Consider the following 26340-nt stretch of genomic DNA (forward strand, 5'->3'; position numbering starts at 1 on the left):
TAATCCACCAAGAGTAAGCTAAAATGACGCCGATGGTGTTATTCAGTTGCGTTTAAACTCATCAATGACAACGATAAATCAGAGCCCTGTCAACTTTTGCTGACAGATCGCTTCTTCCGTCCGGGATGAGAGAGTATCATGGTCGCCAATCATCCCGCGTACGTAAAACCTGCAAAAATAAGGCCACTACTGATGCGTTTGGAAGTATTTTGCGAAGACCGGCTCGGTCTGACTCGAGAACTACTCGATCTTTTGGTATCGCGCAGCATTGATTTACGTGGCATCGAAATCGATCCTGTCGGCCGCATTTATCTTAATTTTTCACAGCTTGATTTCGATACCTTTCGCGCGTTAATGGCCGAAATCCGCCGTATTGACGGCGTTACCGACGTACGTACCGTCAATTTCATGCCGTCCGAGCGCGAACATCGCGCATTGCGCGCGCTGCTGGAGTCGATGCCGGAACCGGTGTTCTCCATCGACATGAAGGGCAAGGTCGAGCTGGCCAACCCCGCCGCCCAGGCGCTGTTCAGCCTGAACGAAGACAGGATTCGCAATCAGACTGCCGGTCAGCTGATTGGCGGCTATAACTTTACCCGCTGGTTGGAAAATGAACACGCGGCACCGCATTCAGAACGGGTCGTGATCCGCAGTCAGGACTTTCTGATGGACATTACGCCAATCCACCTCGAAGATGAAAACCATCAGCACGATACCGTGGGTGCGGTGGTGATGCTGAAATCGACCGCGCGCATGGGGCGGCAGTTGCAAAACCTGTCGGTCAATGATGATACCGAGTTTGATCATATCATCGCCGTCAGTCCGAAAATGCGACAGGTACTGGAGCAGGCACGCAAGCTGGCGATGCTCGACGCACCGTTGCTGATTATCGGCGACACCGGTACCGGTAAGGACATTCTGGCGCGCGCCTGCCATTTACGCAGCCCGCGCGGCAAGCAGCCATTTCTGGCGCTTAACTGCGCCGCTCTGCCGGATGACGTAGCGGAAAGCGAACTGTTCGGCCATGCGGCGGGCGCCTATCCCGGGGCGACCGCTAGCAAGAAAGGCTTTTTTGAGCAGGCGAACGGTGGGTCGGTGCTATTGGATGAAATCGGCGAAATGTCGCCACGCATGCAAACCAAACTGCTGCGCTTTCTTAATGATGGCACCTTCCGACGCGTTGGCGAAGATCACGAAGTGCATGTTGATGTCCGCGTGATCTGCGCTACCCAGAAAAACCTGATCGAACTGGTACAGCGCGGCGAGTTCCGTGAAGACCTGTATTACCGCCTGAACGTATTGACCATTACCATTCCACCGTTGCGTGAACGTCCACAAGACATCATGCCACTCACCGAACTGTTTGTAGCGCGCTTTGCCGACGAGCAAGGCGTGGCGCGGCCGAAACTGGCGAGCGATCTGGGTGCTTTCCTCAGCAAATACGGTTGGCCTGGCAACGTTCGCCAGTTGAAGAACGCCATTTACCGTGCGCTGACGCAAACCGAAGGCTTCGAGCTGCGGCCGCAGGATATCGTTCTGCCGGAATTTGAAGTGGAAATGACATTGGGCGACGAAGTGCTCGACGGTTCGCTCGACGATATCAGCAAGCGTTTCGAACGCTCGGTGCTGACGCGTCTTTATCGTACCTATCCGAGCACGCGTAAATTGGCCAAGCGGTTGGGGGTATCACATACCGCCATCGCCAATAAACTGCGGGAATACGGCCTCAGCAGCCGCAAACCGGTGGAAGACGGCGAAGAGTAAAAAAAGCCCGATGCTTACATCGGGCTTTTTTATTGGCGTTACTTCAGCGTGGCCAGTGCGGCTTCGTAATTCGGCTCGGTGGTAATTTCGTTTACCAGTTCACTGTACAGGACATTGTCCTGACCATCGAGCACCACTACCGCGCGAGCGGTCAGACCGGCCAATGGGCCGTCGCTGATTTCTACGCCGTAAACCTGCTTGAACTCAGCGCCGCGCAGGGTCGACAGCATCACCACGTTGCTCAGGCCTTCCGCGCCGCAAAAGCGTGACTGGGCAAACGGCAGATCGGCAGAAATGCACAGCACCACGGTATTGTCCATTTCGCTGGCAAACTGGTTGAACTTGCGCACCGAGGTGGCACAGACGCCGGTGTCGATGCTTGGGAAAATGTTCAGCACTTTGCGTTTACCAGCGAAGCTGCTCAGCGTTACGTCTGAAAGATCTTTGGCAACCAGTGAAAACGCCTTGGCGTGATTGCCAGCCTGCGGCAATTGGCCGGCAACGGCTACCGGGTTACCTTGAAAATGTACTGTCTGAGTCATGACTTGGTTCCTTTTAAAGGGTTTGATACAAAGGTATGAACCTAATTGAGTGGCCATCAGGTTGACATTTAACATTAGGTTCACACCCTGTCGACAGTTTAAGTCAACAATGGCTACTTGGATATATAAAACTGGCTAAATAGTTGTATATATTAGAATACATCTGCGTACCGGCGTGACACGGTGCGTTTCTTCCTTCAGGAGCCATTATGAGAAGCATGCGTTTTTATCCCCAAACCTGGCCATTGCGTAGCGCGTTTGTTATCGCGCGCGGCAGCCGCACGCAGGCCGACGTGGTGGTGGTGGAAATCGAACAGCAGGGAATGTGCGGTATCGGTGAATGTACGCCATATCCGCGCTACGGTGAAAGTGAAGGTTCCGTGATGGCGCAGTTGGCGGAGATGGTATCGGCGATCGAAGGTGGTGTAACGCGCACTCAGTTGCAACAGCTGATGCCGGCCGGCGCGGCGCGCAACGCGGTGGATTCGGCCTTGTGGGATCTGGAATGCCGCCTGAAGGGCGAAAACCTGTGGCAGCGCAGCGGTATCAGCGCGCCGCAGCACATTACCATGGCGCAAACCGTCAGTATCGCGACGCCGGAGGCGATGGCCTTTGCCGCCCTGGAGCTGTACCAGCAGGGCGCTACGCTGTTGAAAATCAAACTGGACGACCATTTAATCAGTGAGCGGTTGGTGGCCATTCGCGGCGCGGTGCCGGAGGCGACGCTTATCGTCGATGCCAACGAGTCGTGGCAGGCAGAAGGGCTGGCGGCGCGTTGCCAACTACTGGCAGATCTGCAGGTGGCGATGCTCGAGCAGCCGCTGGCGGCCAGCGATGACCATGCGTTGGAAAACTTCATCCACCCGTTGCCGATCTGCGCTGATGAAAGTTGCCATACCCGTGCCGATCTGCCGACACTGGTTGGGCGGTACGAGATGGTGAATATCAAGCTGGATAAAACCGGCGGGCTGACCGAGGCACTGGCGTTGGCGGCGCAGGCGCGTCAACGGGGGCTGGCTATCATGCTCGGCTGCATGTTGTGCACTTCGCGGGCGATAAACGCCGCGTTACCGTTGGTGCCGGGAGCGCGTTTTGTCGATCTGGACGGGCCGACCTGGCTGGCGCAGGACGTTGAACCGGGGCTGGATTTTGCCTGCGGCGCTATTCGTCTGGCAAGTGACTAACGCCGCCGTTGGTCGCCGTTAGTCCGGATAAACCAGCAGGTCGATCATGGCGTCCAGGTATTTTTCGCTGGCTTCATCGGCCGAAATGGGCGGGAATTCAGCGGTGATGCAGGGCAATGACAGATCGGCGCACCAACTGCCGAACGAGCCTGGGGTTTCATAACCAACGCTGCTGACCAACGGCAGGGCGAATTTATGCGACAGCCATACGCCAAGATGCGAGCTGTCAGGATCTTCGATACAGGCCAATGGTTCATGAAAAGACACCACCCAGCGGGGTTTCAAGCGGTGAATCAAATGGCATAACGCCTGGGTTTCCGGCTCGGAACCAGGGCGACCGCCGGTAGAAAGTTTGACATCGCGGCTAGATGCTGCGCTGTTCCAGCGATAAACCGTATCCCCGGAACGCCAGTTGGCGGCCGGGAAGTTGCGGTTGAGATCGACACCGTTGGCATTGGCACGCAGACCCAGCTGGCAACCGTCCGGATTGACCGCCAAAATGACGTGATGCCGCAACCTGGCCGGCGAAATGCTGCGCAGCGCGCAAGATAGCGTAACCACCGCGGCATTCTCATCGCCATGCGTTCCGGCGATCACCAGCCCTGTTTCCGGACCACTGACCGCTGCCGGAAAATACAGCAGTGGTGCGCCTAATAACGATTTTCCGTAACTTTCCCCTGCAACGGCCAATTGGCCACGTTCACTGCGTGGTCGCTGTTGAATCATGATGTGTCCCGTAGTGCCAATTAAGTTAAGACGATTGTTATTTTATTCAGTGTATTACGCTTTTGTGTATCTTTCCCAGCGCAATGTTTCACCTTGATGGAAATCCTTGTCCATAATGTAAACAGTGTTACTTTGCTGACGGTATTATCACTCACCGAGACCGAGGAGCGTTGATGAAAGCGATAGCCGTGACAAGAATCGGCGCTGAACCACAGGAAATCACGCTGGAGAAACCGGTTGTCAAACCTGGCCAGATCCTGGTGAAACTGGCGGCGGCCGGGTTGAATCCGTTCGACTGGCGGGTGGCCGATGGCTTGCTCAACGGCAAGCTGCCGCACATTTTTCCCTTGGTGCTGGGCGTTGACGGCGCCGGTGAGGTGGAAGCAACCGCGTCGGACGTCACGCGTTTCCGGCCCGGCGATCGCGTTGTCGGCAGCTTTTTGTTCGGCGTGGTGGGCGCCGGCAGTTATGCGCAATATGCGGCCATCGATCAGCATGCGGCGTTGGCGATGGTACCGGATGCCGTCAGCCTGAACGCTGCTGCCGCACTGCCGGTGGCCGCCGGAGCGGCGTTGAAAGCGCTTGAAAAACTGGCATTACCGGCAGGTTCGCAGGTGGTTATCGTTGGTGCCAGCGGCGGCGTAGGGCGCTTTGCCGTGCAGTTGGCCAAATTGCAGGGGCTGACGGTGATAGCTACCGGCGCAGCGGATGCCAGCGCCAGTCTGCATACGCTGGGCGCCGACGTGGTGCTCGATCACCATCAGGCGCCGCTGGCGCAACAGTTGCAACAGCATTATCCGCAGGGCGTCGATGGTATCATCGATCTGGCAAGCGACGCTGACGGTTTCAGCGCGTTATTGGTCAGCGTGAATCGCGGCGGCGCGGCGGTCAGTACCCTGGGGGCGGCACAGCCCGAACGGCTCAGGCAGCGTGGGTTGCACGGCGGCAATCTCAACGCCCAGATTAACGCCGAAGAACTGGCGTTGTTGGTAGAAAAAGTGGCGCGCGGCGAATTGCAGATCCCGCTGGAACGTATTGTGTCCATTCGTCAGGCGCCGGCAATGTTGGCTGCCAACAAGGCAGGCGGCGCGCGCGGCAAAACCGTGCTGAACATTGACTGGTAGCGCCGGCATCGTGGCTTGATATACTGATGACATGCTAAGCCGATAACCAGAAAGAGGATTTTATATGCCAGTTGCCCGAGTAATTGCCCATTACAGTGAAAATACCAAGGACACTATTACCCTGCTATGCGGCGTCGATGATGAAAATCAGATCCGTCAGGGCGAGTGGTTTGGCGTGGTGAAGAATGACGACGGTCGTGGTGATGAATCCAACTATCCATTTACCCTGCACGTGGATTACCAACAGAACGCGTTCTATCTTGATTATGGCTATGACGACGTGGACGCGCGTCAATTGCAAAATACCGATATTCATCAACGCCCGTTGGCGGAAAAAGGCGTGTTTACCATTTTCGATGAAGAAGAGGATGAAGAGTTCACTTATCAGATTACCAGCGTGCATCTGTACGATTGATTTTTCTGCCCGCCATACCGATGCCCGCGCCTGTCGCGGGTATTTTTTATCGTTTGTCGCCCAGTTTTTAAATCTAGTTGCTCACTGGCTATAGGTCTGCGGGATCTTGTGCTATATGATAAATAATTCAGATGGTTAACTCGGGATGATTGATGATGGCGATAAAAATAATTCAACAGGGTTTTCGTTTGGCGTGGTGTGCCGTGGCAGTCAGCGCCAGCTTTAGCGCCGCAGCCGCACAGGTACCGGCCGGCACCGCGTTGGCAGAAAAACAGGAAATTGTTCGCCACATCAAAGATGAACCGGCCTCGCTCGATCCCATCAAAGCGGTTGGTCTGCCGGAAGCGCAGGTTGCGCGCGACTTGTTCGAAGGTTTAGTCAATCAGGACGCCCAGGGCAAAGTAATACCCGGTGTCGCCACCGGCTGGAAGAGCAGCGATAATCAAACCTATATCTTCACCCTGCGTAAAGATGCGCAATGGTCAAACGGTGACCCTGTCACGGCTGAAGATTTCGTTTACAGCTGGCGACGATTGGTCGATCCTGCCAGCCTGTCGCCTTTTGCCTGGTTTGCGCAGCTGGCCGCTATTCAAAACGCCGAGGCGATCATCGCCGGCAAAATGCCTGCTGACCAGTTGGGCGTCACGGCGGTGGATAAATATACGCTGAAGGTGCAGTTAAATAAGCCGGTGCCTTATTTTGTCAGCCTGACGGCTAACTTCAGCTTGTTCCCGGTGCCGAAAGCGGTAGTTGAAAAATATGGCAATGACTGGACTCGAGTCGGCAATCTGGTGGGCAATGGCGCCTTCAAGCTACAGCAGCGGGTAGTCAATGAAAAACTGGTATTGGTGCCGAACCAGCACTATTGGGATCATGCGCATACCGTATTGAGCAAAGTCACCTTTGTGCCGATCAATCAGGAGTCCAACGCCACCAAACGTTATCTGGCGGGTGATATTGATATCACCGAGTCATTCCCGAAAAACATGTACCAAAAACTGTTAAAGGACATCCCGGAGCAGGTGTATACGCCGGATCAGCTTGGCACCTATTATTACGCCTTTAATACCCAACGCGCGCCAACCAACGATCTGCGGGTACGCAAGGCCTTGTCCTATGCCATTGACCGCAAGATCATTGCCGAGAAAGTACTGGGTACCGGTGAAAAACCGGCCTATCACTTCACGCCGGACGTCACCGCCGGGTTTAAGCCACTGCAAAGCCTGTTGCAGCAACAGTCGCAGGATGAGCTGGACGCGCAGGCTAAAGCGTTGATGCAGGCGGCAGGCTATGGCCCGGGTAAACCGCTGACGTTGAGGTTGCTGTATAACACCTCGGAAAGCCATCAGAAGATTGCTATTGCAGTGGCCTCGATGTGGAAGAAGAAGCTTGGCGTAGAGGTGAAATTGCAAAACCAGGAATGGAAAACGTATATCGACAGCCGCAATACCGGCAATTTCGATGTGGTGCGCGCATCCTGGGTTGGTGATTACAACGAAGCATCAACCTTCCTGTCGTTGCTCGGCTCCAGCCATAGCGGCAACATCGCCAAATTCCGCAACGCCGATTACGATCGTGTGCTGGAACAGGCCAGCCACCAGAGCCAACCGTCTGCGCTGAATGCCGATTACAACAAGGCAGAGCAGATTATTGCCGATCAGGCACCGATTGCACCGATATATCAATACACCAACGGTAGGCTGATCAAACCCTGGGTGAAGGGCTACCCGATCACCAACCCGGAAGACGTGGCCTACAGCCAGACGATGTACATCATCAAACACTGAGTGACCACGCGTTAATGCGCAGGTTAACGCGAGTAGCAGACAACGAGAGGACACGCAATGGATGTCATTGCCGGCAATGCGCTGCAAGTTACTGACGCGGTCTATGCTTTTCAGCTGGATGGCAAAGGCGGTGTAACGCCGATTGAACCCGACGATAATATCACCTGTGCCACGCCGAGTTGGCTGCATCTGGATTATGCGCATCCCGCCAGCGCGCAGTGGTTGGCCACCACGCCGCTGTTGCCGGATAGCGTACGCGAAGCGCTGTCGGGGGACAGCACGCGACCGCGGGTTACGCGGCAGGGGGATGGCACCATGATCACCCTGCGCGGTATCAACTTCAACGCCAATTCGCGACCGGATCAGTTGGTGACGTTTCGGGTATATATTACCGACAAAATGATTGTTTCGACGCGCCATCGCAAGGTGTATTCGATTGATGAAGTGGTAAATGATTTGCAGTCCGGCGTAGGGCCGACCAACAGCGGCAGCTGGCTGGTGGAGATCTCCGACGGCCTGACCGATCACACCAGTGAATTTATCGAAGATCTGCACGACAAGATTATCGACCTGGAAGACGCGTTGCTCGAGCAGCAAATTCCCGAACGCGGCCAACTGGCGTTGATCCGCAAGCAATTGATTGTGCTGCGCCGTTATATGGCGCCCCAGCGGGATGTGTTTTCACGCCTGGCCAGCGAACGTTTGCCGTGGATGAGTGACGACGACCGGCGGCGGATGCAGGATATCGCCGACCGTCTTGGCCGTGGGCTTGACGATTTGGATGGCAGTATTGCACGTACCGCGATCCTGTCGGATGAAATCACCACCGTTATGGCGGATGCCATGAACCGGCGCACCTATACCATGTCATTGCTGGCGATGGTGTTCCTGCCGACAACCTTCCTCACCGGTTTGTTCGGCGTCAACCTTGGCGGTATTCCGGGCGGCAGCGATCCGCTGGGCTTTGCGGCATTCTGCCTGATGCTGGTGGCGCTGGTGCTTGGCGTGGCCTGGTGGCTCAGGCGCAGCCGTTGGCTGTAGCACCAGGCCAGCTGGACGGTTTGTCTGGCAAAAAGCGAGGTAAACCCTGACAACATTGAGCGATATCAACATTTGCCGGGGCAAAGTGCGGCATGATCTCTCTCGCAGGTGAATGCAACGTCAAGCGATGGGCGTTGCGCTCCATAATTGTCTTACTTTCTTATTTTAGAATTACTGCATAGCATATTTGATTCATACCATGCCGGTTTAAACACCGGCATTTTTTTGCCTGCCGTTCGGCAAATCAGCCGGCAGCTTCATCCCAGAAGCTGGCTTCAATCTTGTGTCCGTCCAGATCGCGCACGAAACAGCCGTAATATTGTGCGCCATAATGTGGCCGAGACCCCGGTGCGCCGTCATCTTGTGCGCCGGCCTGCAGTGCCTGCCGATAAAACTCGTCAACCTGCTGTTTGCTGGTGGCGAAGAAACCGACATGAATGCCGTTGCCGATGGCGGCCGGTTTACCATCGATCGGCGTTTGCAACCAGAACTCCGGGTAATCGCGACCATAACCGATGGCTCCAGGATGTTCCAATACGCGCCGGCAACCTAGCGCGCCAAGCACCCGATCGTAAAAGTCTGCGGCCTGGTCGAAGGCGTTGGTTCCCAACGATACGTGGGACAGGCAAGGGGTGATGTTCATCGTCAATCTCCAGTTAACTGTACAAATAAACAGTATATCCGGTCGCTGATAATGTCAGGTGTTTTTTGCTGGAATTGTGAGCGGGCTCGAAAACAGAACGGCAGGAGGGGCTCCATCGACGCGCCGCCGATGGAGCAGGGTAATTATTTGATTTCCAATACGTTCAGTCGCTGTGGCGCCACGCTGGCGTCATCGGACTCTTCCGGCTGCCAGCCGATAGGCTGCATCGGCAGATCCTCACGGTCGAACGCCAGATCGCCACCGTTGATGACTTCGCTGCCGTGATGTATGCCCTTGAAATCGAAAAGTTCGGTATCACACAGGTGTGACGGCACCACGTTCTGCATGGCGCTGAACATGGTTTCGATACGGCCAGGATAACGTTTGTCCCAATCGCGCAGCATATCGCCAACCACCTGGCGTTGCAGGTTCGGTTGTGAACCGCACAGGTTGCAGGGGATAATCGGATATTCTTTGGCGATAGCGAAACGCTCGATGTCTTTCTCACGGCAATAGGCCAGCGGACGGATCACCACGTGCTTGCCGTCGTCGCTCATCAGCTTTGGCGGCATGCCTTTCATTTTCCCACCGTAGAACATATTGAGGAACAGCGTTTGCAATATGTCATCGCGGTGATGGCCAAGCGCGATTTTTGTCGCTCCGAGTTCGCTGGCGGTGCGGTACAGAATACCGCGGCGCAGGCGTGAACACAGCGAGCAGGTGGTTTTGCCTTCAGGAATTTTCTCTTTTACGATGCCGTAGGTGTTTTCTTCGACGATTTTATATTCGACGCCCAGACCGTCCAGATAGGCCGGTAAAATGTGTTCCGGGAACCCTGGCTGTTTCTGATCGAGGTTGACCGCAATCAGCGAGAAATTGATCGGCGCGCTTTGCTGGAGGTTGCGCAGAATTTCCAACATGGTGTAGCTGTCTTTACCGCCGGACAGGCAAACCATGATGCGGTCGCCTTCTTCAATCATATTGTAATCGGCAATCGCTTCGCCGACGTTGCGGCGCAGGCGTTTTTGCAACTTGTTGAGGTTGTACTGCTCTTTTTGACTAACTGATTGTTTATCTGACATTTAAATCGTGCTCGTTCTCATGTTGGGGCTCTATTGGCGCAGCGTTTTTTTCGTTGGCAAGTTTAGCATTCATCAGTGTGATTCGTTCATGATTCATTGCATCAATCAACACGCCATAGAGATGTGGCGTGTATGGTACGGATTGCACGGACGAATGCCAGCCGTTTTAACTATTGCGCTGTTTTATCCCTGTCAACGATCGGACTGACGCGCCCGGCAGCATGCCTATGCGCGGTCATTCGGCGGTGGATTTCTCCGCCTTGCCGGCCAGCAGGCTCAGAAAGTCGTATTTTGCCTTCAGTTGCTGTTCCGCTTCCTGGTACAAGGCGTCGGCGACTTCCGGTTGCTGGCTGTTCAGGCGCCGGAAGCGCTGTTCCTTGAGCAGGGTAGCGCTCAATTCGCTGTTCGGCGGGCGTGAATCTAGAGCCAGAGCTGCTTTACCGGCTTCTGCGCGCCGCGGATCGAACCGATACAGCGGCCAGAAACCGGTGGCGGTCAACTGCTTCATTTGATCGTGGCTGAGCGCCAGATCATAACCGTGTTCTTCGCACGGACTGTAGGCAATGATCAATGACGGTCCAGGATAGGCTTCAGCCTCCTGAATGGCTTTTACCGTTTGGTTGAGCTGTGCGCCGAGCGAGATTTGCGCCACGTAGACGTGGCCATACATCATCATGCTGACCCCCAGATCTTTGCGCGCCTTGCGTTTGCCATGCTCGCCGAACTTGGTTACCGCACCGAGCGGGGTGGCTTTCGACTGCTGGCCGCCGGTGTTGGAATAGCACTGGGTATCCAGCACCAGCACATTGACGTTTTCCGTCAGGCTCAGTACGTGATCCAGGCCGCCGAAGCCGATGTCATAAGCCCAGCCGTCACCGCCGATAAGCCAGATGGATTTGTCCACCAGATAATCGGCATCACAGGCCAACTGCCGTGCGTCTTCGCCCTCAATGTTAGCCAGCAGGCTGCGTAAGGTGGCAATTTGCTGGCGGCGTGGTTCTGGCGCAATGTCGGTCAGTTGTAACCCATTGACCAGTTCAACCGGCAACCGCGGCGCCAGCGTTTCCAGCAGCCGCAGTACGCGCTGGCGATGCTGGTCGACCGTCAGGCGGAAACCCAGGCCGAATTCGGCGTTGTCTTCAAATAACGAGTTGGCCCATGCCGGCCCGCGCCCTTGCGCATTGGTAGTATATGGCGTGGTCGGCAGATTGCCGCCGTAGATCGATGAGCAGCCGGTGGCGTTGGCAATCAGCAGCCGGTCGCCGTACAGCTGAGTCAGCAGTTTGATATAAGGGGTTTCGCCACATCCGGAGCAGGCACCGGAATATTCGAACAGCGGGGTAATCAGCTGAGAGGTGCGAATGTCGATACGTTCAAGCTGCGCCGGATCGATTTCCGGCAGTTGCAGGAAGAAATCATAATTGGCTTTTTCGACCGCCAGGTTGTCCAGTCGCGATGCCATATTGATCGCTTTAATCGACGGATCCTGCCGGTCTTTGGCTGGGCAGACCTCCACGCACAGATTACAGCCGGTGCAGTCTTCCGGCGCGACTTGCAAAAGATACTTCTGGCCTCGCATATCGCGCGCCTTGACGTCCAGCGATTGCAGACCGGCAGGCGCATCGGCGATGGACTCGGGCGTAACCACTTTGGCACGAATGGCCGAATGGGGGCAGGCGGCGACGCAGTGGTTGCACTGGGTGCACAGTTCGGCTTGCCAGATCGGCACCTGTTCGGCAATGTTGCGCTTTTCCCACCGGGTGGTACCGACCGGCCAGGTGCCGTCTGGCGGGAACGCGGAAACCGGCAGGCTGTCTCCCAGCCCGGCCAGCATGGCGGCGGTGACCGTTTTGACAAAATCTGGCGCGGTGTCGGCAACCACCGGCGGACGCATCGCGCTGTGCGGGTCGACCGATTGCAGCGGGATTTCCTGTAGTGCCTGACGCGTTGCCGCCAGCGCTTGCCAGTTGCGTTCGACAATATCCGCTCCCTTGCTGGCGTAGCTGTGTGCAATAGCATCTTGCAGTTGCTGCAGTGCGACATCGCTCGGCAGAATTTGTGTCAATTGGAAGAACGCCATTTGCATCACGGTATTGATACGAGCGCCGAGCCGGCATTCACGCGCCAGTCTGGCGGCGTTGACAATATAGAAACGCGCCTGGCGCTGACACAGCAGAGCCTGTACTTCCTGGGGCAGCCGCGCCCATACCTCATCGGCATCGTATGGCGTATTCAGCAGGAAAATGCCACCGGGTTTGAGCCGCTCTACCATCTGGTACTTGTCGATAAATTGCGCCTGATGGCACCCGATGAAATCGGCCTGCGCAACCAGATAAGCCGAATTTATTGGCCGTTCGCTGACCCGCAGGTGCGACACCGTCAGACCGCCAGCCTTTTTGGAGTCATAGACGAAATAGCCCTGGGCAAACAGCGGGGTCGCGTTGCCAATGATTTTGATGTTGTTTTTGGTAGCCGACACGCTACCGTCGCTGCCCAGGCCATAGAACAGTGCTTCCAGCGTGGCGTGCGAGGCAGGCTGCTGTTCGCCGATTGGCAGCGACAGGCCGCTGATGTCGTCGAAAATACCGACCGTGAAGCGCGGCCGCGGATCGGTCAGCGCCAATTCGGCAAACACCGCCAGCGCGCAGTCTGGAGCAAATTCTTTTGACGAGAGACCATAACGTCCGCCGATGACCCGCGGCAGAGCGGAGCGCTCACCACGACTGTAAGCCTCGGCCAATGCGGTCATGACGTCCAGATACAGCGGTTCGGCCAGGGCGCCTGGTTCTTTGGTGCGATCCAGTACGGCAATGTTTCGCGCGCTGACGGGCAGCGCCTCAAGCAGATCGGCAGCGTAGAATGGCCGATACAGCCGTACCTTCACCATGCCGACTTTCTCGCCGCGCGCCAACAGGATGTCGATAGCCTCTTCGCAGGTGCCGACAGCGGAACCCATCAACACCACCACGCGCTCGGCCTGAGGATGGCCGTAATAGTCAAACGGCTGATAGTGGCGGCCGGTCAGTTCGGCGAATTTTTGCATGGCGTTGCCAACGTGTTCGCGAGTTTGGCTGTACCATGGATTGGTGGCCTCGCGCGCCTGGAAATAGGTATCCGGGTTGGCGGAGGTGCCGCGTACTACCGGACGCTCCGGCGACAGCGCCCGACCACGATGGGCATCAATAGCCTTCTGCGGCAGCATCTGGCGCAGCGTATCGTCACTCAGCGGCGCAATCTTGTTGATTTCGTGGGAGGTACGGAAACCATCAAAGAAATGAATAAATGGAATACGACTATTGAGGGTCGCCGTCTGGGCAATCAGCGCAAAATCCTGCGCTTCCTGTACCGAGCTGGCGCACAGCATGGCGCAGCCGGTTTGCCGAACCGCCATTACGTCGGAATGATCGCCAAAGATCGACAGCGCGTGGGTGGCTACGGTACGGGCCGCCACGTGCAGTACAAATGGCGTGAGTTCACCGGCCAGTTTATACAGCGTAGGGATCATGAGCAGCAATCCCTGCGATGAGGTGAACGACGTCGACAATGCTCCGGTTTGCAAGGCGCCGTGTACGGTGGCAATAGCACCGCCTTCGGACTGCATTTCCACCACGCGCGGTACGTCGCCCCAAATGTTTTTGCGCCGATCGCCAGACCAGGCGTCGGCCTGTTCGGCCATGGTCGAGCTGGGGGTAATAGGGTAAATTGCGATAACTTCATTGGTGCGATAAGCCACCGACGCAACGGCATTGTTGCCATCTGTAGTGATCATTTTCATTGCCTATATCAATAACGTCGTAGTCATCGGCAAAGTCTAGCAGAGGCTATTTGGCTCGCTTTATCATGATTGTGTGACGTGGCTTTTAGTGCGTGGCCGCAGTTGTAAATTTATATTTCTCAACGCCAGAGGATTATTTTGCGGATAAATATCATCGCCGGTTAACGCCAATTTATTTAAACGCTGTCATAATAGCCAGACACCAATTAATGCAAGAGCACAACAATGAACGGATTTATCTATTTAACCATGGCGATTATCGCCGAAGTGATTGCCACTACCATGCTCAAGGCCTCTGAAGGGTTTACCCGGCTGTGGCCGTCGTTGGTGGTCGTGATCGGCTATGGCGTGGCTTTCTGGGGATTGTCGATGGTGGTAAAAACCATGCCATTGGGTATCGTTTATGCCATCTGGTCGGGAATGGGTATTGTGCTGGTGTCTATTGCGGCGGTGTTTGTGTATAACCAGAAATTGGATTGGCCGGCAATTATTGGCATGGGGTTAATAATCGCCGGGGTTTTGGTGATTAATTTGTTATCAAAAACCAGCGCGCATTGATTATTATTTTTCTATTGTCTAACGTCGTTGATTTAAGCGGGCGCTGCTGGCGCGAGTCTCGTTACCCCTGACGCTGATGGGGAGCGGGCGGAACGGCGTGAGACAGCGAACATCGGCTTGCGGCTATGAACTGGGGGCGGCAGCGGTGATGGCCACAACGGCCGGATACGCTGCCATCACCGGTTGCCGTGTGGTGAAAAATTAATCTGATAATTGCCGATTTATATTCTCATTATTTAACCAACAGGCTAGATTAAATAAGTTTGTTGCAACATTTAATATACCTGTCCACCAAGAGACTCGGTTGTTACCACGGCACAATGACGGATTCAGGAGAAAACAATGGCAATGCACAACGGGTGGCTGGCTGGCGCCGTTCTGGTATTGGCTGCATGCAGCAGCAATAACGATGAACCGCAACAGCAGGGGACTAGCGCCAAAATCAATCATTTACCTACCAGTGCGCACTGCGCGAACGTGGGCGGTACCACCACGATTGCTCATCTGCTCAATGGCGAGACGGTGAGAATGTGTCAAATGCCGGACGGCAAGCAATGTGAGGAGTGGGCGCTAGGCCAGGGAGCCTGTTCTGGCGCCGGGTGAGGCTAACCCAGGCTGAATTCAGCCTGGGTTAGCAATCATTGCACCCAGTCTTTCAGGGTATACACCAGCGTGTGCGTGCTGTCGCTCAGCGTCAATTGCTGCTGTTGCAGTGTGACCTGTGCGCCATTGTGCAGCATCTGAGTAATGATGCCGTCCCATTGGTTACGTTGCGCATCGCTGCACAGCATGCGAGTCATCGCCAGGTTTTTTACCGTCAGCGCACCGTGTTGCAATTGCCCGAAGCCTGAAAAACGGTTGCACATGGTGCCCGATACATGCAGCCGCTCACCGAATTCAATGCTGGGTCCCCGGCCCCGTGTGGCGTTGGCCGCCACACCGTCAACGCTTTGCAGCACAAAGTTGTGATGTTGCAGATCGCTGACGACCACCGTCGACGGCGCCGACTCTGTCGATGGCATGGCACAGCCGCCCAATAGCATGCTGGCCAACGCCAGTGGTAATAACCGGCTCATTCCTCTCTCCTTCAGCCATTCAACTGATTGGCGCAGGGTTCACCGCGCGACAGTTGATCGACGTTTTTAAGCGTGGTTTCAGAAATACTGGTCAGCGCTTCTTCCGTCAGGAACGCCTGATGGCCAGTAAACAGCACGTTATGGCAGGCCGAGAGACGGCGGAAAATATCATCCTGAATCACGTCGTTGGATTTGTCTTCAAAGAACAGGTCTCGCTCGTTTTCATATACGTCCATCCCCAGCGCGCCAATTTTCTGCTGTTTCAGCGCGTCGATGGCCGCCGAAGAGTCAACCAGTCCGCCGCGGCTGGTATTGATCACCATCACGCCGTCTTTCATCATCGAAAACGCCTCGGCGTCGAGCAAATGATGGTTTTCTGCGGTCAACGGGCAGTGCAGGGTAATGACGTCGGACTGGGCGTACAGCGTTTTCAGATCGACATACTCGGCGCCCAGTTCCAGCGCTTGGGCGCTGGGATAGGGATCATAGGCCAGCAGCTTCATGCCGAAGCCTTTCAGGATACGCATGGTTGCCACGCCGATTTTACCGGTACCGATCACCCCGGCGGTGCGGTTATGCATATTGAAACCGATCAGGCCTTCCAGCGAGAAGTTGGCGTCGCGGGTACGCTGGTAGGCGCGATGAATACGGCGATTCAGACACATCATCAGGCCGACGGCGTGTTCGGCCACCGCTTCTGGCGAATAGGCCGGCACGCGTACCACCTCTATGCCCAGCTCTTTCGCCGCGTCCAGATCGACATTGTTAAAACCGGCACAGCGCAGCGCAAGGATTTTGACACCCTGGGCTGCCAGCTCTTCCAGCACTTCACGGCTGCCATCGTCATTAACGAAGATGCAAACGGCTTTGCAGCCAGAGGCGGTTTTGGCGGTTTTCTTGCTGAGCAGAAAGTCAAAAAATTCCAGCTCGAAACCAAACTGCTGGTTTACCAGCTCAAGATATTTACGGTCATACTGTTTAGTGCTGTATATCGCCAGTTTCATCGTGGTTTCTCCACCGTTGATTTAGGCTAAGTTTAAAGGGATTTCCCATTTTTGACAAATACTTAGCATCATTGCGCGCCGGCGTTGAGCGGCGAGGTGCCCAATAGCGATCGCCCAGGTAAATATAAGCGTAGCAACGGCCGCGACGGATGGCACAGACGGAATGAGCCGGATGGAAGGCAAAAAAATCCCCACGTAACCGGTGGGGGCAATAGGCTTTTTCACATATATCCGCAGTAGCGAGATGCGCGAATATACAACTTACTTATAATAATCATTGCAAGCCTATTAATCATTGTGCGTAACCACAATAATAAAAGTCTGAAACAACAGTGGGCCACGCGGATAATATGTAAGAAAAATCGATCAAAGCAGAATTGCCATCGGTGGAATGCGCCGAATTCATCGCTGGAAAGAGCGGTTGCCTTTGCGCCGCCGCAAATTCGTGACATCATTATTGTCCTTTCTGGCATACACTTAACCGCGGGCGTGGCGTACTCAGGACTGAAACAATCATTTAATGACTAAGCGATTGAAAGTATTCATAGGGATTGTGGCTTGCATGGTGATCCTGCCGATGGCCATTTGGCAAACGCTGCCGCAATGGTTGCCACGGCTGGTGGCTCATTGGCTGCCGACGGGCAGCCAGCTTGTGATTAAAGGGCCGCTGCAATGGCAGCAGGCTGGTTTGTCGCTGGCAGGGGTGCAGTTGAAGGCGCAGGATTGCCTGTTGGCCGACGTCGGGCCAACACGCCTGCGTTACAACGCTGGCCGATGGCAACTGGCCAGTGACCAGGTCAGTGTCGACACCGCCTGCCTGTCCTCGCTGCCTGCCGGTGATACCAATGACGCCGCGCTGGCGCTGGATAAACTGCAACAGCAATTACCGCAGTTGGAGATGACCGTCGGCGAACTGAAGCTTCTGCCGTGGCAACGCTACGCTGGCAAATTGCAACTAGGCTCTACGGCTAATGGCCAGCGGCTGCATTACACCGGCAAAAATCTTAGCCTCGACGCCACATTGGATCGGCAACAGCGGCTCACCGTTCGTCAACTGACCGTGGTGCCCCCAAATAGCAGTGAACCGTTACGTCTAAGCGGGCAAGTTGCCATTCCTCTCGATCTGCACAGCATGCCGCAGTACGGCGCGCTACAGGGCGAAATGCAGACCGGCTACCTGGATAAACCATTGCTGATGGAAGTGCGCTGGCAACAGCGTCAGGGCGTGGTGACGCTAACCGAAAAGGGCGACGCTCGGCCGCTGGCGACGCTGCCATGGGCGGTTGATGCCCATCAGATCAGTATTTCCAAGGGGCAATGGCGTTGGCCATATATTGACCAACCGCTGAATGGTGGCATCAGCGTTGCATTGCATGACTGGAGCAAGGGGTTCGATGAAACCCAGATCAGTGCGCGACTCAATGTCATCACCGCCGGTCACAACGGCAAAGGCAATGCGGTGCTGACGCTCGGGCCGGGCACCCTCGGTCTGACGCAGAGCGATCTCGGTTTCCAGTTGACCGGCCAGGCCAATTTGGCGGATTACTCATTGACTGCATCAATCCCCGGCATCCTCAGCGGCTCGATCCTCAATCCGACCCTGGTACTGCAACCCGGTTCGCTATTGCGCGCCTGGGGCAATGCCACGCCGGAAATGCGGCTTGAAGAAGCGCGCCTGCCACTGGCCGGGCTGAAGGTGACCGCCGCCGGAATCACCGGTCGTTTGCAGGCGATCATCCGCGCCAGCGATGACTATTGGGGGCGGGTTAAGCTGCATCTGGACGGTAAGGCGCAGGAGTTCTGGCCCGATCACGGCCATTGGCAATGGCGCTATTGGGGGAGCGGCGACATGCCTCCGCTGCTGGCGGCATGGGACGTGGCCGGTAACGGCAGCTGGCATGACGGCGCGCTGACGCTTGAGCGCCTTTCCACCGGATTCGACAAGTTGAAATACGGCATGGTCACGGTCAATGCGCCGCGTTTGACGTTGAATAAACCGCTGCGCTGGCAACGTGACGAGACGCAGCCGGCATTTGATGGCGAGCTGAAACTGGTGGCCGACAGCGTCAGATTCACCGACGGCGGGCATTTACCGCCGTCGACCCTCAACCTGCAACTCAAGGGCAGCGATCCGAACAATTTCCAGTGGCAGGGCAAGCTGAATGCGCAGGAAATAGGGCCTATTGCGCTGCGCGGCCGTTGGGACGGCGAGCGACTGCGTGGCGAAGGCTGGTGGCCAAAGCAGCGATTGGCGGTGTTCCAACCGCTGATTTCACCGGATTTGAATATTGCTTTGCGCGACGGTGAGTTTTATGCCCAGACGGCGTTTTCTGCTGCTCGGGTGCAAGGCTTTGAGGCCGGCGGCCACTGGGTGGTCAGCGATGGCGGGATGTGGCTGAAAGACGGCGAAATGAGCGGGCTGGATTTTGTCATGTCGTACCGGCTTAAAAATCATCTGTGGCAGCTTGGCGCCAAACAGCCGGTGACGCTGCGGATTAAATCGCTGAGCAACCTGTTTGATATGCAGAACATTACCGCCGATCTGCAGGGAACCTATCCTTATAGCGAAGATTTGCCACTGACGCTCAGTAACCTTGGCGTTGATATGCTCAACGGCCATATCAGCCTGTCGGCGCTGCGTGTCCCACAGCATGACGCCGCGGTGCTGAAACTGGACAATGTCGATCTCAGCGCGCTGTTTACCGTATTGAAGCCTAAACAGTTTGCCATGTCCGGGCGGGTCGATGGCGAGCTGCCGTTATACCTTAACCACCCCAAATGGCTGGTGCGCGACGGCTGGATCGCCAATGCCGGCACCCTGACGCTGCGACTGGACAAGGATATGGCGGATGCCATTGCCAGTAACAATCTGGCGACCGGCGCGGCGATTGACTGGTTGCGCTATATGGAAATCAACCGTTCGCAGGCTCGGGTCGATCTGGATAACCTGGGCGAGCTGAGGCTGGAAGCGAAAATCGACGGGGTCAATCCGCTGAAAAGTGCCAAACGAGAAGTTATTCTGAACTATAGCCATCAGGAAAACGTGTTTCAGCTGTGGCGCAGCCTGCGCTTTGGCGACAATTTACAGGAGTGGCTGGAGCAGGCACTCGCAGAACCTGGGGAACAACCATGAGAATCATCACCGGGCCAGTATTGGCCGCCGTGGTCAGCACTTTTTTGCTTAACGGATGCGTGCCGCGTATTGAAGTGGCGACGCCGAAAGAACCGATTACCATCAACATGAATGTCAAAATAGAACATGAAATCCACATCAAAGTGGACAAGGACGTGGAAACCATGCTGAAAAACCGCAGCGATTTGTTCTAGGAGCCGACAAAATGAAAAAAAGAATGTTATTGCTGATGGCTATCGGTGGATTATTCAGCAGCATGGCGATGGCGTTAACGCTGGATGAAGCCAAAACCCAGGGGCGTCTGGGAGAAACGCTGAGCGGTTATGTCGCGCCGTTAAAGCAGGATGCGCAAACGCTGGAACTGGTCTCCCGCATCAATAACGGGCGTAGCGAACAGTATCAGCAGGTAGCGGAGGCCAATCACATCACCATTGACCAGGTGGCACGCATGGCCGGGCAGAAACTGGTGGCGCGTGCGCAACCAGGCGAGTATGTCCGTGGCATCAATGGCCAGTGGCTAAAAAAATAACCCAACCCGCTTATGCCGCACGCATGAGGATTGGCGGCCTGCAGCCGGCAAACCTGTCGCGTACCAATGATAAATCCGTTGGCGAACCACGCACTGGCCGACGGCGGGGCGTTAGGCAGGCAACGCACCGGTAATCCCCGGCAACGTCACGTTATGGCAGGCAAAAAAAACCGCTCAGGCTTGGCTGAACGGCATGATATTTTGCGGGCAATCTGCGGCGCTGATGTGGTCGCTATTGACACAACAGCGGCTGGCGCGCCGGGCTGATATTAGGCGGTAACCACCTGTGCCAGTAGCGCTTTGGCGTCTTCCTGCGCTTTGGTTGCCACGTCCGGGCCGTAGGCGATGCCTTCGGCAAACACGAACTCAACCTCGGTAATGCCGATAAAGCCCAGGAACAGGCGCAGGTATGGTTCAACCAGATCGGTCGGCGTACCTTTGTGAATGCCGCCGCGGCTGGTCAGGATAATGGCGCGTTTGCCTTTCACCAGGCCTTCCGGGCCGTTTTCGGTGTAACGGAAGGTCACGCCGGCACGGGCAATCAGGTCAAAATAGTTCTTCAACTGGGTCGGGATGTTGAAATTGTACATTGGCGCCGCCATAACGATGGTGTCGTTGGCCTGCAGTTCGGCGATCAGCTCGTCGGACAGTGCCAGCGCTTCCTGCTGACGTGGCGTCAACGGGGCGTCGGAAGGGCGCAGTGCGCCAACCAGTTCGCCGTCCAGCACTGGGATCGGGTTGGCCGCCAGGTCACGCACGGTGATGGTATCGCCGCCGTGGGTTTGGTTCCATTGCTCAATGAAAAAGTCGGCCAATTGGTTAGACTGAGAATAGGTCGCCAGGATGCTTGATTTGAGTACCAGTACGTTGCTCATCGGTAATTCCTTAATGACAGTGAAATCAGGACTCGGTGTCCCTCGCATGGATTACACTCTAGGCATCTTTTTCCAACAGGGATAGCGGAATATTTCGAGATCTTTGTTCGATTTTATTGAATAACTTGCCGCAGGCTAACCAGAGGAATTATGGGCAGAAAACAGCTTGTGATACCCTGTGCATCTATTGCTGAAAAATAGCTAAAATCATTCTATACCGTTACCGGCAGCGCGCCCGGCAGCGTGAAACAAGGAATACCGAACGTGAAATCTTCGCTCGCGGCATTATCATCCCAATTGGATGATCTGATGCTCCGTGATCAACAGCGTCTCCGGCGTCGGCTGCTTGGCGCACGAAAAGTCAAAAATCCCGAAGCTCTGCAGGCCATCGCCGCCGAGCTCGAACACGATATCGCCGTCGCCTTGCAGAAAGTGCAATCGCGTGCCGCCTCATGTCCAAGCATCAGCTATCCGGCGAATCTGCCGGTCAGTCAGAAAAAGCAGGAGATCCTCAAGGCGATCCGCGACCATCAGGTGGTGATCGTTGCCGGGGAAACCGGTTCGGGCAAAACCACCCAGCTACCTAAGATGTGTCTGGAACTGGGTCGTGGCGTCAAAGGGCTGATCGGCCATACTCAGCCGCGCCGGCTGGCGGCGCGCACCGTCGCCAACCGCATTGCCGACGAGCTGGACACACCGCTCGGTGGCAGCGTCGGCTATAAAGTGCGTTTTAACGATCAGGTGGGGGAGCAGTCGCTGGTCAAACTGATGACCGACGGTATCCTGCTGGCAGAAATCCAGCAGGATCGGCTGTTGATGCAATACGACACGCTGATTATCGATGAAGCGCATGAACGCAGCCTGAATATTGATTTCATACTCGGTTATCTACGCGAACTGTTGCCCAAACGCCCGGATTTAAAGGTGATCATTACCTCGGCAACCATCGATCCCCAGCGTTTTTCCCGCCACTTCAACAATGCGCCGATCGTCGAGGTTTCCGGACGTACCTATCCGGTTGAAGTGCGTTATCGACCGGTGGTTGACGACGCCGATGACGGCGAGCGCGATCAGTTACAGGCAATTTTTGATGCGGTAGACGAACTGGGGCGTGCCGGACCGGGGGATATCCTGATCTTTATGAGCGGTGAGCGTGAAATTCGCGACACCGCCGATGCGCTCAACCGACTCAATCTGCCGCACACCGAGGTGTTACCGCTGTATGCACGGCTGTCGAACAGCGAGCAGAACCGGGTCTTCCAGTCACACCATGGCCGTCGCATCGTGCTGGCGACCAACGTTGCGGAAACTTCACTCACCGTACCGGGCATCAAATACGTGATCGATCCCGGCACTGCGCGCATTAGCCGCTACAGTTTCCGTACCAAGGTGCAGCGTCTGCCGATAGAACCGATTTCTCAGGCGTCGGCCAACCAGCGTAAAGGGCGTTGCGGCCGTGTTTCGGAAGGGATTTGCATTCGCCTGTATTCGGAGCAGGATTTCTTGTCGCGGCCGGCGTTTACCGACCCGGAAATCCTGCGAACCAACCTGGCGTCGGTCATTTTGCAGATGACCTCGCTTGGGCTTGGCGATATTGCCGCATTCCCGTTCGTTGAAGCGCCGGATAAGCGCAATATTCAGGATGGTGTCCGACTGCTGGAAGAGCTCGGCGCGATCAATACGCTGGAAAACGGTCATTACCAACTGACGCAACAAGGGCGTCAGTTGGCGCAGTTACCGATCGATCCGCGTCTGGCCCGCATGGTGCTGGAGGCGCGTAACAGCGGCAGCGTACGCGAAATAATGATCATCACCGCAGCGCTGTCGATTCAGGATCCGCGTGAACGGCCGATGGACAAACAGCAGGCCTCCGACGAGAAGCACCGACGCTTTGCCGACAAGGATTCGGATTTCATCGCTTTCGTCAACCTGTGGAACTACCTGCAAGAACAGCAGAAAGCGCTGTCATCCAGCCAGTTCCGCCGGCTGTGCCGCACCGACTACCTCAACTATTTGCGGGTGCGCGAATGGCAGGACATCTATACCCAGCTTCGTCAGGTGGTGAAGGAACTGGGCTTGCCGATCAACAGCGAGCCGTCTGATTACCGCAGCGTGCATCTGGCGCTGTTGACCGGTTTACTGTCACATATCGGCCAGAAAGATGCCGACAAACAGGAGTACAGCGGAGCGCGCAATGCGCGTTTTGCCATTTTCCCCGGTTCCGGGCTGTTCAAGAAGCCGCCGAAATGGGTGATGGTGGCGGAACTGGTGGAAACCAGCAAGCTGTGGGGGCGCATTGCCGCCCGCATCGAACCGGAATGGATCGAACCGCTGGCACAGCATTTGGTCAAGCATCATTACAGTGAGCCGCATTGGTCGAAATCGCAGGGGGCGGTAATGGCCAGCGAAAAAGTGACGCTATTCGGCCTGCCGATCGTCGCCGCGCGGCAGGTCAATTACAGCAACCTCGATCCGTTGCTGTGTCGTGAGCTGTTTATTCGTCATGCGCTGGTCGAAGGGGATTGGCAGACGCGCCACGCGTTCTTCAGTGCCAACCTTAAACTGCGCGCCGAAGTAGAAGAGCTGGAACATAAATCACGCCGGCGCGATATTCTGGTGGATGACGAGACGTTATTCAGCTTCTACGACCGGCGTATTCCGTCGGACGTGGTCTCGGGGCGTCACTTTGATCGCTGGTGGAAACAGACTGCCCGGCAGCAGCCGGAGTTGCTCAACTTTGAAAAAGAGATGTTGATCAAGCAGGGGGCCAACCAGATCAGCGCGTTGGATTACCCGAACTTCTGGCATCAGGGCAATCTCAAGCTGCGGCTGACCTATCAGTTTGAACCGGGCACCGATGCGGATGGCGTCACGGTGCACATTCCGCTGGCAATCCTCAATCAGGTTGACGATGCGGGCTTTGAATGGCAAATCCCCGGCATTCGGCGCGAACTGGTGATTGCGTTGATCAAATCGCTGCCCAAGCCGGTCCGCCGTAACTTTGTTCCCGCGCCAAACTATGCCGAAGCCTTCCTTGGCCGTGCTACGCCGCTGGAAATGCCGCTGCTGGATTCACTGGAGCGTGAACTGCGGCGCATGACCGGGGTGACGGTGTCACGTGATGATTGGCAATGGGATCAGGTCGCCGAACATCTCAAGATGACTTTCCGCGTGGTGGGTGACAAACACCAGACGCTGCGTGAGGGTAAGGACCTGGCGGCGTTGAAACTGCAACTGAAAGAAAAAGTGCAGGAAACGCTGTCGGCGGTGGCGGACGACGGGCTTGAGCAAAGCGATCTGCATATCTGGAGCTTTGGTAAATTGCCCGAGTTTTATGAGCAGAAGCGCGGTGGTTATTCGGTAAAGGCCTATCCGGCGCTGGTCGATGAAAAAGACAGCGTGGCGATCCGCCTGTTTGACAGTGAACAGGAACAACGGCAGGCCATGTGGCGCGGTACACGCCGTTTGCTGCTGCTTAATGTGCCGTCGCCCATCAAGTACCTGCATGAGAAACTACCGAACAAGGCCAAACTGGGACTCTATTTTAACCCGTACGGCAAAGTACTGGATTTGATTGACGACTGCATTTCCTGCGGTATCGACAAGCTGATCGCTGAAAACGGCGGCCCGGTGTGGCAGGAGCAGGATTTTGCCCGCTTGCAGGAGCGAATTCGTGCCGATTTGAACGAAACGGTGGTTAACGTCGCCAAGCAGGTGGAACAGATCCTGACCACGGTGTTCAATATCAACAAGCGATTGAAAGGGCGGGTAGACATGTCGCTGGCCCTGGCGCTGTCGGACATTAAAACTCAGCTGGGCGGATTGATCTATCGCGGTTTCGTCACCAATAACGGCTGGAAGCGTTTGCCGGACACGCTGCGTTATCTGCAGGCCATCGAACGTCGTCTGGAGAAGCTGGCGATCGATCCGCATCGCGACCGTGCGCAGATGTTGCGGGTTGAGCAGGTGCAGCAGGCCTGGCAGCAATGGCTGAACAAACTGCCGCCAAAGCGCCGTGAGGACGACGAAGTCAAGGAGGTGCGTTGGATGATTGAAGAACTGCGCGTGAGCCTGTTTGCCCAGCAGCTAGGAACACCGTATCCGATTTCCGACAAGCGTATCTTGCAGACCATTGAGCAGCTATCGGCCTAGATAACAGGGCATATGGCCACGCAGCCGGTAGCCGTTACCGGCTGCGCGTTATTTTTTTGCCGCTAGGGTGCGTAACTGTTGATAAATGGCGGTGACCGCCAATGCCCGATTATCTGCGCGGTATCGGTCTTTCGCCGCCGGTGCCGAGCTTTGGATGGCGATCAGTCGCCAGCCGTCAGCAGTTTTCAGCAACAGCGGAGAACCGCTGTCGCCCGGCAGCGTATCGCACTGGTGCGATAACACCCCTTGCTGCGCCCAGCCGGTAACTTTGCAATTCTGATGGCTGTAAAGATCGTCCAAATGATCTTCCGGATAACCGGCCTGGGTAATCAGCCGCCTGGCCTGTTTCATCGCTTGCGTCAGGGCTTTGTTGTCACCTTGCCACAGCGGTAACGGCTTGATCGGCAGCGGTGCGGGGTCCCTCAGGCGGATAAGGGCAAAATCATAGGCTGCCGCCGAGGGGGGAACAATCCAGCCGTCACCGTCCGGTTTGAGTTTTTTACCCAGCCGCGGATCAACCAGCGTTTCGATGTTTTCGGTTTGATAAGCCCAGCCATGATGCTGAGCGATAAAGCGCAGCGCTATCGCCTTGTCCAGGGCGCCAGGCGGTGCTAGCACACAGTGTCCTGCGGTCAACGCCAAATGTGTGGATATCAGCGTAGCGGTACACAGGTTACCGCTGGCGGTTTCTAACTGGCCAATTGCCTGCCAGGGCCAGCCATTGGTATCGCTGACTTTGATGCGATCATCTTTGCCGAAAAACAGACGGGTTTGCTCGGCCATCGACGTATCGGAAGGGCTATCAGCCCGAACTGTCCAGGTCATCACAAGCGGAAATGAGCACAACAACATTAACACGGATCTGCGCATAGATCTTTCGCCTGATAAATACGGGTCATCCATAAACTTATTGAATGTTCACTATAGACT

General features: G+C 55.8%; 21 protein-coding genes. 12 read left to right on the forward strand and 9 right to left on the reverse strand.

The features are described 5' to 3' along the window. Nucleotides 1–192 precede the first annotated feature (192 nt). Nucleotides 193–1764, forward strand: a complete 1572-nt coding sequence (gene tyrR, locus NYE85_RS15540; RefSeq protein WP_259005633.1) for a transcriptional regulator TyrR — start codon at nt 193–195, stop codon at nt 1762–1764. 38 nt (nt 1765–1802) lie between these two features. Here tyrR and tpx read toward each other — a convergent pair whose 3' ends face one another. Next, nucleotides 1803–2306, reverse strand: coding sequence for a thiol peroxidase (tpx, locus tag NYE85_RS15545; RefSeq protein ID WP_259005634.1), 504 nt, complete (start codon nt 2304–2306; stop codon nt 1803–1805). A gap of 209 nt (nt 2307–2515) precedes the next feature. On the opposite strand from tpx, the gene ycjG reads away from it, so the two are divergent. Beyond that, complete coding sequence (gene ycjG / locus NYE85_RS15550; RefSeq protein ID WP_259005635.1) at nt 2516–3490, forward strand: L-Ala-D/L-Glu epimerase; 975 nt, start codon at nt 2516–2518, stop codon at nt 3488–3490. 18 nt (nt 3491–3508) lie between these two features. Here the strand turns inward: ycjG and mpaA are convergent, their stop codons facing one another. Continuing rightward, complete coding sequence (mpaA, locus tag NYE85_RS15555) at nt 3509–4216, reverse strand: murein tripeptide amidase MpaA (protein WP_259005636.1); 708 nt, start codon at nt 4214–4216, stop codon at nt 3509–3511. A 173-nt stretch (nt 4217–4389) separates the two neighbouring features. Between mpaA and NYE85_RS15560 the strand changes: the two genes are divergently transcribed. The 4 genes from NYE85_RS15560 (at nt 4390) to zntB (ending at nt 8583) form a co-directional block, all read left to right on the forward strand. Further along, the gene (locus tag NYE85_RS15560) at nt 4390–5340 is read left to right on the forward strand and encodes an NADP-dependent oxidoreductase (protein WP_259005637.1); all 951 of its coding nucleotides are present in this window, start codon (nt 4390–4392) and stop codon (nt 5338–5340) included. A 64-nt stretch (nt 5341–5404) separates the two neighbouring features. Beyond that, nucleotides 5405–5755 carry a hypothetical protein gene (locus NYE85_RS15565; protein WP_259005638.1) on the forward strand — a complete coding sequence of 117 codons (351 nt, stop codon included), beginning with the start codon at nt 5405–5407 and terminating at the stop codon, nt 5753–5755. 155 nt (nt 5756–5910) lie between these two features. Then, on the forward strand, nt 5911–7542 hold the full coding sequence (locus NYE85_RS15570; protein WP_259005639.1) for an ABC transporter substrate-binding protein: 1632 nt from the start codon (nt 5911–5913) through the stop codon (nt 7540–7542). 57 nt (nt 7543–7599) lie between these two features. Next, complete coding sequence (zntB, locus tag NYE85_RS15575) at nt 7600–8583, forward strand: zinc transporter ZntB (protein WP_259005640.1); 984 nt, start codon at nt 7600–7602, stop codon at nt 8581–8583. A 244-nt stretch (nt 8584–8827) separates the two neighbouring features. Here zntB and NYE85_RS15580 read toward each other — a convergent pair whose 3' ends face one another. The 3 genes from NYE85_RS15580 to nifJ form a co-directional block, all read right to left on the reverse strand. Then, entirely contained in the window at nt 8828–9226 is a 399-nt protein-coding gene (locus NYE85_RS15580) for a VOC family protein (RefSeq protein ID WP_259005641.1), read from the reverse strand. 143 nt (nt 9227–9369) lie between these two features. Beyond that, nucleotides 9370–10308 carry a tRNA 2-thiocytidine(32) synthetase TtcA gene (gene ttcA / locus NYE85_RS15585; RefSeq protein ID WP_259005642.1) on the reverse strand — a complete coding sequence of 313 codons (939 nt, stop codon included), beginning with the start codon at nt 10306–10308 and terminating at the stop codon, nt 9370–9372. A gap of 235 nt (nt 10309–10543) precedes the next feature. Beyond that, nucleotides 10544–14077 carry a pyruvate:ferredoxin (flavodoxin) oxidoreductase gene (gene nifJ, locus NYE85_RS15590; protein WP_259005643.1) on the reverse strand — a complete coding sequence of 1178 codons (3534 nt, stop codon included), beginning with the start codon at nt 14075–14077 and terminating at the stop codon, nt 10544–10546. A gap of 231 nt (nt 14078–14308) precedes the next feature. On the opposite strand from nifJ, the gene NYE85_RS15595 reads away from it, so the two are divergent. Then, nucleotides 14309–14641, forward strand: coding sequence for an SMR family transporter (locus NYE85_RS15595; RefSeq protein WP_259005644.1), 333 nt, complete (start codon nt 14309–14311; stop codon nt 14639–14641). Between the two features lie 342 nt (nt 14642–14983). Next, entirely contained in the window at nt 14984–15244 is a 261-nt protein-coding gene (locus NYE85_RS15600) for a DUF333 domain-containing protein (RefSeq protein ID WP_004962659.1), read from the forward strand. A gap of 35 nt (nt 15245–15279) precedes the next feature. On the opposite strand, the gene hslJ is transcribed toward NYE85_RS15600, so the two are convergent. After that, nucleotides 15280–15717, reverse strand: coding sequence for a heat shock protein HslJ (gene hslJ, locus NYE85_RS15605; protein ID WP_259005645.1), 438 nt, complete (start codon nt 15715–15717; stop codon nt 15280–15282). An 11-nt stretch (nt 15718–15728) separates the two neighbouring features. Next, entirely contained in the window at nt 15729–16721 is a 993-nt protein-coding gene (locus NYE85_RS15610) for a 2-hydroxyacid dehydrogenase (RefSeq protein WP_259005646.1), read from the reverse strand. 520 nt (nt 16722–17241) lie between these two features. Between NYE85_RS15610 and NYE85_RS15615 the strand changes: the two genes are divergently transcribed. The 3 genes from NYE85_RS15615 to NYE85_RS15625 are packed head-to-tail and all read left to right on the forward strand — an operon-like array spanning nt 17242 to nt 20383. Further along, a complete protein-coding gene (locus NYE85_RS15615) occupies nt 17242–19854 on the forward strand; it encodes a YdbH family protein (protein WP_259005647.1) in 2613 nt (870 codons plus the stop codon). Then, nucleotides 19851–20048: a YnbE family lipoprotein gene (locus tag NYE85_RS15620; protein WP_259005648.1), complete on the forward strand. Its 198-nt coding sequence runs from the start codon at nt 19851–19853 to the stop codon at nt 20046–20048. The genes NYE85_RS15615 and NYE85_RS15620 overlap by 4 nt, the downstream gene beginning before the upstream one ends. Before the next feature lie 11 nt (nt 20049–20059). Beyond that, nucleotides 20060–20383: a YdbL family protein gene (locus NYE85_RS15625; RefSeq protein WP_259005649.1), complete on the forward strand. Its 324-nt coding sequence runs from the start codon at nt 20060–20062 to the stop codon at nt 20381–20383. Between the two features lie 269 nt (nt 20384–20652). On the opposite strand, the gene azoR is transcribed toward NYE85_RS15625, so the two are convergent. Beyond that, the gene (azoR, locus tag NYE85_RS15630) at nt 20653–21258 is read right to left on the reverse strand and encodes an FMN-dependent NADH-azoreductase (protein ID WP_259005650.1); all 606 of its coding nucleotides are present in this window, start codon (nt 21256–21258) and stop codon (nt 20653–20655) included. A 264-nt stretch (nt 21259–21522) separates the two neighbouring features. Here azoR and hrpA point away from each other — a divergent pair, with 264 nt between their 5' ends. Then, nucleotides 21523–25410 (forward strand): ATP-dependent RNA helicase HrpA, encoded by a 3888-nt coding sequence (hrpA, locus tag NYE85_RS15635; RefSeq protein WP_259005651.1) that lies wholly within the window; start codon nt 21523–21525, stop codon nt 25408–25410. 48 nt (nt 25411–25458) lie between these two features. Here the strand turns inward: hrpA and NYE85_RS15640 are convergent, their stop codons facing one another. Beyond that, nucleotides 25459–26280, reverse strand: a complete 822-nt coding sequence (locus tag NYE85_RS15640) for a serine protease (protein WP_259005652.1) — start codon at nt 26278–26280, stop codon at nt 25459–25461. Nucleotides 26281–26340: the final 60 nt, after the last annotated feature.

This window comes from Serratia sp. AKBS12, from assembly GCF_024793895.1.
Lineage (GTDB): Bacteria > Pseudomonadota > Gammaproteobacteria > Enterobacterales > Enterobacteriaceae > Serratia_F.

Coding starts and splice junctions, on each gene's coding strand:
- hslJ (WP_259005645.1), bottom strand. CDS start 15,717: ATGAGCCGGTTATTACCACTGGCGTTGGCCAGCATGCTATTGGGCGGC.
- NYE85_RS15570 (WP_259005639.1), top strand. CDS start 5,911: ATGGCGATAAAAATAATTCAACAGGGTTTTCGTTTGGCGTGGTGTGCC.
- zntB (WP_259005640.1), top strand. CDS start 7,600: ATGGATGTCATTGCCGGCAATGCGCTGCAAGTTACTGACGCGGTCTAT.
- NYE85_RS15560 (WP_259005637.1), top strand. CDS start 4,390: ATGAAAGCGATAGCCGTGACAAGAATCGGCGCTGAACCACAGGAAATC.
- NYE85_RS15625 (WP_259005649.1), top strand. CDS start 20,060: ATGAAAAAAAGAATGTTATTGCTGATGGCTATCGGTGGATTATTCAGC.
- tpx (WP_259005634.1), bottom strand. CDS start 2,306: ATGACTCAGACAGTACATTTTCAAGGTAACCCGGTAGCCGTTGCCGGC.
- NYE85_RS15640 (WP_259005652.1), bottom strand. CDS start 26,280: ATGCGCAGATCCGTGTTAATGTTGTTGTGCTCATTTCCGCTTGTGATG.
- nifJ (WP_259005643.1), bottom strand. CDS start 14,077: ATGATCACTACAGATGGCAACAATGCCGTTGCGTCGGTGGCTTATCGC.
- mpaA (WP_259005636.1), bottom strand. CDS start 4,216: ATGATTCAACAGCGACCACGCAGTGAACGTGGCCAATTGGCCGTTGCA.
- NYE85_RS15595 (WP_259005644.1), top strand. CDS start 14,309: ATGAACGGATTTATCTATTTAACCATGGCGATTATCGCCGAAGTGATT.
- NYE85_RS15615 (WP_259005647.1), top strand. CDS start 17,242: ATGACTAAGCGATTGAAAGTATTCATAGGGATTGTGGCTTGCATGGTG.
- azoR (WP_259005650.1), bottom strand. CDS start 21,258: ATGAGCAACGTACTGGTACTCAAATCAAGCATCCTGGCGACCTATTCT.
- NYE85_RS15620 (WP_259005648.1), top strand. CDS start 19,851: ATGAGAATCATCACCGGGCCAGTATTGGCCGCCGTGGTCAGCACTTTT.
- NYE85_RS15600 (WP_004962659.1), top strand. CDS start 14,984: ATGGCAATGCACAACGGGTGGCTGGCTGGCGCCGTTCTGGTATTGGCT.
- NYE85_RS15610 (WP_259005646.1), bottom strand. CDS start 16,721: ATGAAACTGGCGATATACAGCACTAAACAGTATGACCGTAAATATCTT.
- ttcA (WP_259005642.1), bottom strand. CDS start 10,308: ATGTCAGATAAACAATCAGTTAGTCAAAAAGAGCAGTACAACCTCAAC.
- tyrR (WP_259005633.1), top strand. CDS start 193: ATGCGTTTGGAAGTATTTTGCGAAGACCGGCTCGGTCTGACTCGAGAA.
- NYE85_RS15565 (WP_259005638.1), top strand. CDS start 5,405: ATGCCAGTTGCCCGAGTAATTGCCCATTACAGTGAAAATACCAAGGAC.
- NYE85_RS15580 (WP_259005641.1), bottom strand. CDS start 9,226: ATGAACATCACCCCTTGCCTGTCCCACGTATCGTTGGGAACCAACGCC.
- ycjG (WP_259005635.1), top strand. CDS start 2,516: ATGAGAAGCATGCGTTTTTATCCCCAAACCTGGCCATTGCGTAGCGCG.